The following is an 11,863-nucleotide window of genomic DNA, read 5'->3' as shown; positions in this document are numbered from 1 at the left end:
CCCCCCCCCCCCCCCCCCCCCCCCCCCCCCCCCCCCCCCCCCCCCCCCCGCCCCCCCCCCCCCCCCGCCCCCCCCCCACGGATCGGGTAATACAATAACAATAACGTTCTCCACCGCGCGAGCCGCACGATGACCCAGGCCACTTTCCCCAAGCTGCTGTCGTCCCAGATCGCCTTCGACATCGCGCGCACCATCCTGGACGGCTTCGACCGCCACTACACGCTGTTCCGCCAGGCCAGCAAGACGGCCAAGACCTGGTTCGAGCGTGCCGACTGGACGACGGCCCAGCAGGCCGCGCGCAAGCGCATCGATTTCTACGACAAGCGCGTGCAGGAATGCGTGCATGCGCTGGAAGACGAATACGCGCCGGAGGACCTCGACGACGACACCTGGCGCGAGACCAAGCTGCATTACATTGGCCTGCTGACGGACCACAAGCGCCCGGAACTGGCGGAGAGCTTCTTCAATTCCGTCTGCTGCCACATCCTGCACCGCAGCTATTACCGCAACGATTTCATCTTCGTGCGCCCGGCCGTTTCGACGGAATATATCGAGACGGACGAGCCGGCCCCGACCTACCGCGTGTACTACCCGGCAGCGGACGGCCTGCGCTTCTCGTTGCGGCGCATGGTGACGAATTTCCAGCTCGACTGCCCGTTCGCTGACCTCGACCGCGACATCGCGCTCGTGGAGGCACGCATGGTCGAGCATTTCGGCCTGCACGAGCGCGAGCCGAACCAGCAGCTGCACGTGCTGTCGAGCCTGTTCTTCCGCAACAAGGCCGCCTATATAGTCGGCCGCGTCATCAACGGCGCCCGCGAGCATCCGTTCGTCGTGCCGATCCTGCACGACCGCGCCAGCCGGCTCGTCCTCGATGCGGTGCTGACCGACCCCGAGCAGGTGATCCTGCTGTTCTCGTTCACGCGCGCCTATTTTATGGTCGACATGGAGGTGCCGTCGGCGTTCGTGCAATTCCTGCGCAGCCTCATGCCGAAAAAGCCGCGCAGCGAAATCTACACGATCCTCGGCCTGCAAAAGCAGGGCAAGACGCTGTTCTACCGCGACTTCCTGCAGCACCTGAAGCACAGCTCCGACGCCTTCCGTATCGCGCCCGGCATCCGCGGACTCGTGATGCTCGTGTTCGAACTGCCCTCCTTCCCGTACGTGTTCAAGGTGATCAAGGATTTCTATCCGCCGCCGAAAGAGACGACACGGGCCCGCATCAAGGAAAAATACCTGCTGGTGAAACACCACGACCGCGTGGGCCGCATGGCGGACACGCTGGAGTACTCGGACGTGGCCTTTCCGCTGTCCCGCTTCGACGAGGAACTGCTGGCCGAACTGCGCCGGTTCGCCCCTTCGCTCGTCGACATCGAAGGCGACCACATCGTCATCAAGCACCTGTACATCGAGCGGCGCATGGTGCCGCTGAATATCTACCTGGACCGTGCACAGCGCAGCGGCGACGACGACCTCATCGAACATGGCGTGTTCGAGTACGGCAATGCGATCCGCGACCTCGTCGCCGCGAATATTTTTCCGGGCGATATGCTGTACAAGAACTTCGGCGTGACCCGACATGGCCGCGTCGTGTTCTACGACTACGACGAGATCGAGTACCTCACCGATTGCAACTTCCGCGACATCCCGCAGCCGCGGAACGAGGAAGACGAGATGGCCGCCGAGCCCTGGTATCCCATCGGCAAGCACGACGTCTTTCCCGAACAATTCGCGCGCTTCCTGCTCGCGAACCCAAAGATACGCGCCGCGTTCATGAAACACCATGCCGCACTATTGACGCGCGTCTGGTGGCAGTCGCACAAGGACCGCATCCTCGCAGGCGAGCTCGAAGACATTTTTCCGTATCCGCAGCACATCCGGTTCCATCTCGCGGACCCAACGAACCCGGCGACACCCTCGCCGCAACCCCATTACTTGGAGACCTTACACAATGAATGATCCAATCGTTATCGTCGGCGCCGCCCGTACCCCGATGGGCGCCTTCCAGGGCGACTTCTCTTCGAAATCCGCGAGCGACCTGGGCGCCGTGGCGATCAAGGCGGCCGTCGAGCGCGCCGGCGTCGACGCGAGCCTCGTCGAGCACGTCTACTTCGGCAACTGCCTGATGGCCGGCCAGGGCCAGGCGCCGGCGCGCCAGGCGCTGATCAAGGCGGGCCTGCCGCTGTCGACCGGCGCCGTCACGCTGTCGAAGATGTGCGGCTCCGCGATGCAGGCCGCGATCTTCGCGCACGACGTGCTCAAGGCCGGCAGCGCGGACGTCGTCGTGGCGGGCGGCATGGAGTCGATGACCAATGCCCCGTACCTGATCCCGAAGGCGCGCGGCGGCTACCGCCTCGGCCATGGCGTCATGTTCGACCACATGATGATGGACGGCCTGGAAGACGCGTATTCGCGCAACGAGAAGACGGGCGAAGGCCGCTCGATGGGCACGTTCGCCGAGGAGTGCGTGGCCAGGTACGGTTTTTCGCGCGAGCAGCTGGATGCGTTCGCGATCGAATCCGTCAAGCGCGCGCAGAACGCCACCGAGTCCGGCGATTTCCAGTGGGAGATCGCACCGGTGACCGTCGCGAACCGCCTGGGCGAAACGATCGTCGAGAAGGACGAAGGCCCCGTCAAGGCGAAGGTCGACAAGATCCCGACGCTGCGTCCGGCCTTCAAGAAGGATGGCGTGATCACGGCGGCGTCTTCGTCGTCGATCAACGACGGCGCCGCGGCCCTCGTCATGATGCGCGAGTCGACGGCGAAGGAACTGGGCGTGACGCCGCTCGCCCGCATCGTCGCGCACACGACGCACGCGCAGGAACCGGACCAGTTCGCGACCGCCCCGATCGGCTCGCTGAAGAAGCTGTTCAAGAAGACTGGCTGGACGCCGAAAGACGTCGACCTCTTCGAGATCAACGAAGCGTTCGCCGCCGTGCCGATGGCCGCGATGCACGAGCTGGACATCCCGCACAGCAAGGTCAACGTCCACGGCGGCGCGTGCGCGCTGGGCCACCCGATCGGCGCGTCCGGCGCGCGCATCATCGTCACCCTGCTGGGCGCGCTGAAGAAGACGGGCGGCAAGCGCGGCGTGGCGTCGCTGTGCATCGGCGGCGGCGAAGCGACCGCGATGGCGATCGAGATGGTCTGACCGTCACGCACGCGTTGCTAAAACACGGTATGGTGACGGACTGTCATCCATACCGTGAAGGAGCATCCATGTCCACAGCCCTCATCATCGGCGCCTCGCGCGGCATCGGCCTCGAACTGGCCCGTCAATACCGCGCCGACGGCTGGCGCGTCATCGCCACCGCGCGCAAGCCCGCGGATTGCGATGCGCTGCGCCGGCTCGGCGCGGAAGCGCACCAGGTCGACGTCACGAATGCCGAATCGATCGGTGGCCTGGGCTGGAAGCTGGACGACGAAAAGGTCGACGCCGCCTGGCTCGTCGCGGGCGTGTACGGCCCCGATCACGCCGGCTTCCCGACGGAGAAGGAGTTCGACGACGTCATGCACACGAACGTGCTGGCCGCGATGCGCCTGCTGCCGATCGTCGCACCGCTGGTGACTGCCACGCGCGGCAAGGTGGCCGTGATCTCGTCGCGCATGGGTTCCATCGGCACGCGCACGAGCAACCAGGGCTCGCTGTACCGCGCCAGCAAGGCCGCGCTGAATTCCGTGCTGGCCGACGCCGCGCTGACGTACGGCCCGCAGGGCGCGACGTGCCTGACGTTCCATCCGGGCTGGGTGCAGACCGACATGGGCGGCGCGAGCGCCACGCTCACCGTCGAGCAGAGCGCGGCTGGACTGCGCGCCACCCTGGCCAAGGCGACGCCGGCGCAGAACGGCGCCTTCCTCAATTACGACGGCACGCCCATCCCATGGTGAGCCGTCCAAGATAACAACCGAGACAACATGATTTTGACCGAAGAACACCAGATGATCCGCGACGCCCTGCGCACCTTCGCGCAGGAACGCCTGGCGCCCAATGCGGCACGCTGGGACCGCGAGCACCATTTTCCGAAGGACGAGCTGAAGGAACTGGCCCAGCTGGGCGCGTTCGGCGTGGCCGTGCCCGAGCAGTACGGCGGCGCGGGCCTCGACTACGTCGCGCTGGCGCTGGTGCTGGAAGAGATCGCGGCCGGCGACGGCGGCACCTCCACCATCATTTCGGTCAATAACTGCCCCGTGTGCTCGATCGCGATGACGTACGCGAACGCGGCGCAGAAGGAACGCTGGCTGCGCCCGCTCGCGCAGGGCGATTTGCTGGGCGCGTTCGCGCTGACGGAACCGCACACGGGCAGCGACGCCGCCGCCCTGCGCACGACGGCCGTGCGCGACGGCGACCACTACGTCCTGAACGGCACCAAGCAGTTCATCACGAGCGGCAAGAATGGCGACGTCGCGATCGTCATGGCCGTAACAAGCAAGGCGGCCGGCAAGAAGGGCATCAGCGCGTTCTGGGTGCCGACCGATACGCCCGGCTACATCGTCGCCGGCATCGAACAGAAGATGGGCCAGCATTCGTCGGACACGGCGCAGATCGTGTTCGACAACTGCCGCGTCCCGGTTGAAAACCTGATCGGCGAAGAAGGACAAGGCTACAAGATCGCGCTGTCGGGCCTGGAGGGCGGACGCATCGGCATCGCGTCGCAATCGGTGGGCATGGCGCGCGCCGCGTTCGAGGCCGCGCTGGCGTATGCGAAGGAGCGCGAAAGCTTCGGCACGCCGATCTTCGACCACCAGGCGGTGCAGTTCCGCCTGGCCGAGATGGCGATGCAGATCGAGGCCGCGCGCCAGCTGATCCTGCACGCCGCGGCGATGAAGGATGCGGGCCTGCCCTGCCTGAAGGAAGCCGCGATGGCCAAGCTGTTCGCATCCGAGATGGCCGAGCGCGTGGTATCGTCGGCGATGCAGGTGTTCGGCGGCTACGGCTACGTGGCCGACTTCCCCGTCGAGCGCATCTACCGCGACGTGCGCGTGTGCCAGATCTACGAAGGCACGAGCGACATCCAGAAGATTTTGATTGCAAGGGCTTTGTGACCGCATTGATGGACAACACGGAGGCGTTGACGATCCGCCCGGCCAATGAAGCCGACCTGGCGCCATTCTTCGCCTACCTGGACGACCACCTGCGCGACAACGGCGCCGACGGCACGCCGCTGTTCCAGCCCATCGCTCCGGGCCAGCCGCGCCTGCCGGCCGGGCTGCGCATCGCATTCATCAAGGGCATCGACATCCCCGCCGGCCAGCCGGGCTGGCGCCGCCTGTGGCTCGCCATCGACGCCTACGGCGACATCGCGGGCCACATCGACCTGCGCGGCCGCCCGGAACCGGCCGCGACGCACCGCGCCATGCTCGGCATGGGCGTGCACCGCGTGTGGCGGCGGCGCGGACTCGGGCGACGCCTGCTCGAAACGGCGGCCGCCTGGGCACGGGCCGAAACGGACATCGAGTGGATCGATCTCGAGGTCCTGTCCGACAACCGGCCGGCGGTCGAACTGTATGCGCGCGCCGGCTTCACGACCGTCGCGCGCGTGGCGGACATGCTCCGGATCGCGGGGGTCGGCCATGACTTGAGCTACATGTCGCTCAGGCTGCGCCAGCGGTGAGAATCGGTGAGCATGCGGTCCGGGTCCGCATGCTAGAGTGGGTTGATGAAAACCGCCCTGCCTCTCCTCCTGGCTGCCTGCCTCGCACAGGCGGCCCACGCCGACGATTGCCAGGTCGGCAAACTTCTCCCGGCACCCAACGACCAGTCCGTGCACTGGACGGGCCCCTGCAACAATGGCTATGCGGAAGGCAAGGGCGTGCTCGAATGGACGACGAAGGACGGCACCACGCGCCGCATCGAAGGCACGCTCGCGCACGGCGCCGTCAGCGGTGAAGCGAAGCTGAAAGCAGGCGACAAATTCACGTACATCGGCTCGCTGACCGACGGCGTGCCGGATGGCGAGGGTTACCTGCACTTTGCCAGCGAGCTGCGCTACGAAGGCGGCCTCAAGATGATGCGGCGCGAGGGCAAGGGCGTGCAGATCTATCCGAACGGCGATACCTACCAGGGCGAATTCCACGCCGACCGGCCGAACGGCCAGGGCCGTCTCACGTACGCGCTCGGCGGCATGGTCGAAGGCGAGTTCCGCGATGGCCGTCCAGTCGATGGCGACCGCATCACGTATGCGGGCAGCGGCCGCGTCGGCACGCTCGATGTTGGTGCCCGCAACGGGGCGCTGGCCCGTCCCAAGCCGGAGAACACGTTCCAGCAGCGCCAGGCCGAGCCGGACACGGGCACGCTGCTGGCGAAGACGGACGTGCGCTCGCCGCTGCCGACCAACGTCGGCTGGGATGGTCTCACCCCCGAACAGAAGGATATCGTCCGCAACGGTTATCCGGCGCTGGAACCTGGCGACGATCCGCCGTATCCGCTGAACGGCACCGTCGAATTCAACCGGCTCGCGGTGGCTGTCGCCGGCAAGTACGCCGCCCGCGGCCTGCTGCGCCTGCACGTGCTGGTCGGCGCGGACGGCAAGGCGAAGGAGGTGCGCAAGGTGGGCAGCTTCGACGACGACGTGATCCGCTACATCGCCAGCGCCGCGATGGCCATGCGCTACAAGCCCGCCGCCTGCCACGGGCAGCCGTGCGAGATGGTCTATCCGATTTCGATGGAATTTACGCGGCGCTTGTAATCAGAACCCCGCCAGCACGATCTTGCCCTGCGCGCGGTTCGACTCGATCAGCGCGTGCGCTCGCTTGAGGTTCGCCGCATCGATGCGTCCAAAATTCTCGTTGGCCGTCGAGCGGATCGTGCCCGCGTCGATCAGGTCCGCCACGCGATTCAAGATCTCGTGCTGGCGGATCATGTCCGGCGTCGAGAACAGCGCGCGCGTGAACATCAGTTCCCAGTGCAGCGACACGGCCTTGCGCTTGAACTTGCGGACGTCGATCGGGGCCGGGTCGTCGATCAGCCCGAATTTACCCTGCGGCGCGATGATCTCGACGATCTGGTCGAAGTGCTGCTCCGTGTGCGTGAGGCTGATCACGTAGTCCGGCGCGCCCAGGCCCGCACGCTGGATCTCGTCGGTGAGCGGCCTGCCGTGGTCGATCACGTGGTGGGCGCCGTGCTTCAGCACCCAGTCGCGCGTCTCCGCACGTGACGCCGTGCCGACGACCGTCAGGCGGGTCAGCTGGCGCGCCAGCTGCACGAGGATCGAGCCGACGCCGCCCGCCGCGCCGATCACCAATAACGTCTTGCCTTTGCCGCGCTCGTCGGTCGGCACTTCCAGACGGTCGAACAGCAGTTCCCACGCCGTGAGGCTCGTCAGCGGCAGCGCGGCGGCGCCGCCGAAGTCCAGCGACTGCGGCATCCTGCCGGCGATGCGCTCGTCGACCAGTTGCAGCTCGCTGTTGCTGCCGGCGCGGGCGATGGAGCCGGCGTACCAGACGCGGTCGCCCGGACGGAACAGCGTCACGTCCGGCCCGACGGCCTTCACGATGCCGGAGGCATCCCAGCCCAGCACTTTCCACTCGCCGTCGGCCGGTTTCGAGCCGGCGCGCACCTTCACGTCGACGGGGTTCACGGACACGGCCCGCACCTCGACGAGCAGGTCACGGCCGGTCGCGACCGGGTCCGGCAGGGTGATGTCGACGAGGGCATCGGCGTGAGCGATGGGCAGGTTGTCCTGGTAGGCGATGGCTTTCATGGTGGCTCCTTGGTGATCGATGGTTGTCATTCTGGGCGCTTCGATCTTTTTGATAAACTGCGCAATCAAGAAATCACTTTCAAAATTTATTTGAAAAATGAATCTGCGCGACCTCGAACTGTTCGTCACCACGGCCGAGCAAGGCGGCCTCTCCGCGGCCGCGCGCGTGCTGGATGTATCGCCGGCCGTCGCCAGCGCGAGCCTGAAGCGGCTGGAGGCGGATCTCGGTACGGCGCTGTTCGTGCGCACGACGCGCAGCATGCGCCTGACGGTGGCCGGCGAACGCCTGCTGGCCCGCTGCCGCCCGCTGCTCGACGGCCTGCGCGACGCCGAGGCGGAGGTACGTGCGGGAGAAAACACGATCGAGGGACAATTGCAGATCTCGATGCCGTCCGACCTCGGCCGCCACGTCGTGCTGCCGTGGCTGAACGCGTTCCAGGAACGGCATCCGGCCGTGCGCCTGCGGCTGCAGCTGACGGACCGGCTGGCCGATATTTATCGCGAGCCCGTCGACATCGCGCTCCGCTTCGGCAAGCCGAGAGAGTCCAGCATGGTGGCGCTGCCGCTGCTGGAAACGAACCGCCGCGTGCTGTGCGCGTCGCCTGCGTATCTGGCGCGGCACGGCGCGCCGGCGTCGCCGCATGACCTATCCGCGCATAACTGCCTGTGCTTCATGCTGGAGGAGTCGGTCAACGACCGCTGGCGCTTCTACAAGCACGGTGCCGAGATCGAGGTGACGGTGCGCGGCGATCGCGTGGCTGACGATTCCGAGATCGTGCGGCGCTGGGCACTGGCTGGCCTGGGGCTGTGCTACCGCTCGCGCATCGACGTGCAGGCCGATCTCGCAAGCGGTGCGCTACATACCGTGTGCGCGGACTGGGAGGGCAACAACCAGCCGCTGTACATGGTGCTGGCGAACCGGCGGCAGGTGTCGCCGGCCGTCAGGGTGCTCAGGGAGTTTCTGGTGGAGCGGGTGCGGGAGATGGTGGCGGCGTAATCCGTCGCCCCCGCGCAGGCGGGGGCCCTGGTTCTGCATGCGTCAACGTAACGCTTGAAAATTGGATCCCCGCCTGCGCGGGGACGACGTCGTTTTACGTTCGCGTATTTTTTAGCGTCCGCGTGTTCATGCGATCTGCTCCAGCGCCAGCGCAATCCCCTGCCCGCCCCCGATGCACAGCGTGACGACGCCACGCCGCGCCAGCCCGCGCCGCATCGCATGCAGCAGCCGCACCGTCAGCACGGCCCCCGTTGCGCCGATCGGGTGACCGTGTGCCACCGCGCCCCCTTCGACATTGATGACGTCTTCCGCCAGTGACAGTTTTCTCGCCACCGCCAGCGGCACGGCGGCGAACGCCTCGTTGATTTCGTAGCGGTCGACGTCGCCGACGTTCCACCCCGCGCGCGCAAGGGCTTTCTGCACGGCCGGCACGGGACCGAGGCCGAACATGCCCGGCTCCACGGCCGCCACGCCTGATGCGACGAGGCGTGCGACCGGCTGCAGCCCCAGGCGCTCGGCCGTCGCGCGGTCGGCGACGATGACGGCGGCCGCGCCGCTGTTCAGGCCCGGCGCGTTACCGGCCGTGATCGTGCCGTTCGGGCGGAACGCCGGCTTCAGTTTCGCCAGCGTCTCCAAGGTGGTGTCCGGGCGGTTCGCTTCGTCCGTGTCGAACAGCTGCACGCCGCGCTTGCCCGCGATCTCGATCGCCACGATTTCATCCTTGAACGCACCGGCCGCCTGGGCTTCCGAGAAGCGGCGCTGCGAACGCTCGGCCCAGCGGTCCTGCGCGGCGCGGGTGAGGTCCACGTCCTTCACGAGATCCTCCGTGTGCCAGCCCGAGTGCTGGGCGGAGAACGCGTCGTTCAAGCCGTCGTGCAGCAGGCTGTCGTAGATCTGCGCATGGCCCATGCGCGCGCCCCAGCGGGCCTGCGGCATCAGGTACGGCGCCTGGTCCATGTTTTCCATGCCGCCGGCCAGCACGACGCTGGATTCGCCGGCCAGGATCTCGTGCGCGGCCGACGCGATGGCCTGCGCGCCCGAGCCGCACACGCGGTTCAGCGTCATTGCGGGCACGCTCACGGGAATGCCGCCGTGGACCGCGGCCTGGCGCGCCGGGTTCATGCGGTTGCCCGCCTGGACCACGTTGCCCATCAGGACGGCGTCGATGGCGTCCGGAGCGATGCCCGCGCGCTCGACGGCGGCGCGCACGGCGGCCGCGCCCAGTTCGACGGCGGGGATGGATTTCAGGGAACCGTTGAACGCGCCGATGGCGGTACGCACGGGGGCACACAGGACGATGTCGCGGGCAGACATGATGACTCCTTTCGGGTTGGATGGCGGGGTCGTGCAAATAGGAGTATATACACGTATTTTGAAAAGCGCATGACGCGCGGCCTGCCGGCGAGCGGATTTATTTGACTTCGGGCTCGTGTATGCCCGTCTCGACGACGGCGCGCAGCAGCATGCGCAGTTCGAGTGCGCGTTCGCTGCCGAAGTTCTGTTCGAAGGTCTGCTGGGCGCGGCGCCACAGCGGCAGCACGGCTTTCACCTTGGCCTTGCCGGCCGGCGTGAGGACGATCACGCGTTCACGCTTGTCGTGCTCGCTGGGACCGGTCGTCACGAGGGCATCGCGCTCGAGCGGCTTGAGGTTGCGGGTGAGTGTCGTGCGGTCCATGACCAGTTCGGCGGACATCTGGTTGACCGTCATCGGCCCGAGCCCCAGCAGCTTGTACAGGATGGAGAACTGCGTGACGCGCAGGCCGGCCTCGCTCAGCACCTGGTCGTACACGCCGGTGATGTAACGCGACGCCTGGCGCAGGGCGAGGCAGTTGCACAGGGGGTCGTTCGATGTCATGTACGGTATTCCATTGCCGGGATGGCGTTAGTGCCGTCCCTCTAGCGAGTATAACCCCGGGGACGCCGGAACCCGTGCATAATCCGCCCGGAGCCTTGCATATACACCCAATCACACGACAGGAGGATCGCATGGAGACGCAGCCGACGGTGGCACAACAATGGGAAGAACAGCTGCGCGCGGTGCGTGCGCGCATCGAGCAGGGCGGCGGACGTCCGGGCGTGGTGCCGGCGCAGGAAGCGCGCGGGATGACGGGCCTGGCCATCATGGAAGCGCTGCTCGACGGCCGCTTCCCGTATGCGCACATCGCCGAGACGCTCGACTTCTTCCTCGTCGAGGTCGAGAAGGGCAAGGCCACGTTCCAGGGCACGCCGCAGGCAAAACACCTGAATCCGATGGGGACCGTGCACGGTGGCTGGTACGCGACCCTGCTCGACTCGGCCGTCGGCTGCGCCGTGCAGACCGCGCTCGAACCGGGATACGCCTACACGACGGCGGAGCTGAGCGTGAACCTCGTGCGCGGCGCGCGGCTCGACGGCGGGCCGCTGCGCGCGATCGGCACGGTGCTCCATTGCGGCCGCCAGCTCGCGACGGCAGAAGGGCAGATCGTCGATGCGCAGGGCCGGCTGTATGCGCATGCAACGACCACGTGCCTCGTGTTCGAGGCCCGCTGAACCGATCAGCCCACGCCGCGGAGCTGCCCGGCCAGTTCCGCACCGAACCGGCTTTCGAACTCGGCCTGCGCCGTCTGCCACACGGGCATCGCTTGCGCCAGCCTGGCGCGGCCCGCATCGGTGAGGCGCACGACGTTGCGGCGCGCGTCGTCCTCGTGCGGTCCGATGGCCACGAGGCCGTCGCGGGCCAAAGGCTGCAGCGCGCGGATCACGCTCGTGCGCTCCATCACCATCGCCTCGGCGAGATCCTTCATCGAGCCCTCTTTGACCTCGTCGATGTAGACCAGGATCGAGAACTGCGTGCTCGTCAGGTTCACGCGCGACAGGTGGTCTTCATACATCTTCGTCACCAGACGCGCCGCCTTGCGGGAGGCGAAGCAGTTGCAGGCAATGAGTCGTTCGGAAGCAGTCATGGGCATAGTGTTATGTGCGTACGCACATGTGTCAAGCGTTTTCAAAAATTACCCGCTCATGACGGCATCCATGTGCGCCTTCAGCATGTCGACGAACACACGCGTGCGCGCCGGCATCAGGCGCCGTCCCGGCATCACGCACCAGAGGCTGGCCGTCGGCAGCGACCAGTCGGGCAGGACGCGGCGCAGGCGGCCGTTGCCGATCCAGTCGCGCAGGGCGGCGT

General features: G+C 66.9%; 13 protein-coding genes. 8 read left to right on the top strand and 5 right to left on the bottom strand.

Annotated features, from left to right (window positions below):
* Positions 1-129: 129 nt before the first annotated feature.
* The 6 genes from aceK (at position 130) to ACEN88_RS14565 (ending at position 6,686) form a co-directional block, all read left to right on the top strand.
* A complete protein-coding gene (gene aceK / locus ACEN88_RS14590) occupies positions 130-1,959 on the top strand; it encodes a bifunctional isocitrate dehydrogenase kinase/phosphatase (protein ID WP_413340640.1) in 1,830 nt (609 codons plus the stop codon).
* Positions 1,952-3,151 (top strand): acetyl-CoA C-acyltransferase, encoded by a 1,200-nt coding sequence (locus ACEN88_RS14585; RefSeq protein ID WP_413340638.1) that lies wholly within the window; start codon positions 1,952-1,954, stop codon positions 3,149-3,151. The genes aceK and ACEN88_RS14585 overlap by 8 nt, the downstream gene beginning before the upstream one ends.
* Positions 3,152-3,219: 68 nt before the next feature.
* On the top strand, positions 3,220-3,888 hold the full coding sequence (locus ACEN88_RS14580) for an SDR family oxidoreductase (protein WP_413340636.1): 669 nt from the start codon (positions 3,220-3,222) through the stop codon (positions 3,886-3,888).
* A gap of 27 nt (positions 3,889-3,915) precedes the next feature.
* Positions 3,916-5,043: an acyl-CoA dehydrogenase family protein gene (locus ACEN88_RS14575; protein ID WP_413340635.1), complete on the top strand. Its 1,128-nt coding sequence runs from the start codon at positions 3,916-3,918 to the stop codon at positions 5,041-5,043.
* Positions 5,040-5,612 carry a GNAT family N-acetyltransferase gene (locus ACEN88_RS14570; RefSeq protein ID WP_413340634.1) on the top strand — a complete coding sequence of 191 codons (573 nt, stop codon included), beginning with the start codon at positions 5,040-5,042 and terminating at the stop codon, positions 5,610-5,612. The genes ACEN88_RS14575 and ACEN88_RS14570 overlap by 4 nt, the downstream gene beginning before the upstream one ends.
* 45 nt (positions 5,613-5,657) lie before the next feature.
* Entirely contained in the window at positions 5,658-6,686 is a 1,029-nt protein-coding gene (locus tag ACEN88_RS14565; protein ID WP_413340633.1) for a hypothetical protein, read from the top strand.
* Here the strand turns inward: ACEN88_RS14565 and ACEN88_RS14560 are convergent, their stop codons facing one another.
* The gene (locus ACEN88_RS14560) at positions 6,687-7,700 is read right to left on the bottom strand and encodes a zinc-binding alcohol dehydrogenase family protein (RefSeq protein ID WP_413340631.1); all 1,014 of its coding nucleotides are present in this window, start codon (positions 7,698-7,700) and stop codon (positions 6,687-6,689) included.
* A 97-nt stretch (positions 7,701-7,797) separates the two neighbouring features.
* Between ACEN88_RS14560 and ACEN88_RS14555 the strand changes: the two genes are divergently transcribed.
* Positions 7,798-8,697, top strand: coding sequence for a LysR family transcriptional regulator (locus tag ACEN88_RS14555; RefSeq protein WP_413340629.1), 900 nt, complete (start codon positions 7,798-7,800; stop codon positions 8,695-8,697).
* A 126-nt stretch (positions 8,698-8,823) separates the two neighbouring features.
* Here ACEN88_RS14555 and ACEN88_RS14550 read toward each other — a convergent pair whose 3' ends face one another.
* Both ACEN88_RS14550 and ACEN88_RS14545 read right to left on the bottom strand, forming a co-directional pair.
* A complete protein-coding gene (locus ACEN88_RS14550; RefSeq protein WP_413340627.1) occupies positions 8,824-10,011 on the bottom strand; it encodes a thiolase family protein in 1,188 nt (395 codons plus the stop codon).
* 97 nt (positions 10,012-10,108) lie between these two features.
* On the bottom strand, positions 10,109-10,552 hold the full coding sequence (locus ACEN88_RS14545; protein WP_036233287.1) for a MarR family winged helix-turn-helix transcriptional regulator: 444 nt from the start codon (positions 10,550-10,552) through the stop codon (positions 10,109-10,111).
* Between the two features lie 131 nt (positions 10,553-10,683).
* On the opposite strand from ACEN88_RS14545, the gene ACEN88_RS14540 reads away from it, so the two are divergent.
* On the top strand, positions 10,684-11,226 hold the full coding sequence (locus tag ACEN88_RS14540; protein ID WP_413340625.1) for a PaaI family thioesterase: 543 nt from the start codon (positions 10,684-10,686) through the stop codon (positions 11,224-11,226).
* A 5-nt stretch (positions 11,227-11,231) separates the two neighbouring features.
* Here the strand turns inward: ACEN88_RS14540 and ACEN88_RS14535 are convergent, their stop codons facing one another.
* Together ACEN88_RS14535 and ACEN88_RS14530 are read right to left on the bottom strand one after the other, a co-directional pair.
* Positions 11,232-11,639, bottom strand: a complete 408-nt coding sequence (locus tag ACEN88_RS14535) for a MarR family winged helix-turn-helix transcriptional regulator (protein WP_400189801.1) — start codon at positions 11,637-11,639, stop codon at positions 11,232-11,234.
* A gap of 48 nt (positions 11,640-11,687) precedes the next feature.
* Positions 11,688-11,855, bottom strand: coding sequence for a LysR substrate-binding domain-containing protein (locus ACEN88_RS14530; protein WP_413340641.1), 168 nt, complete (start codon positions 11,853-11,855; stop codon positions 11,688-11,690).
* Positions 11,856-11,863: the final 8 nt, after the last annotated feature.

Source organism: Massilia sp. CT11-108, assembly GCF_047302915.1.
Classification (GTDB): domain Bacteria; phylum Pseudomonadota; class Gammaproteobacteria; order Burkholderiales; family Burkholderiaceae_D; genus Telluria; species Telluria orientalis.
Note: the sequence above shows the minus strand (reverse complement) of the source record. Positions and strands in the feature narration are given on the sequence as shown.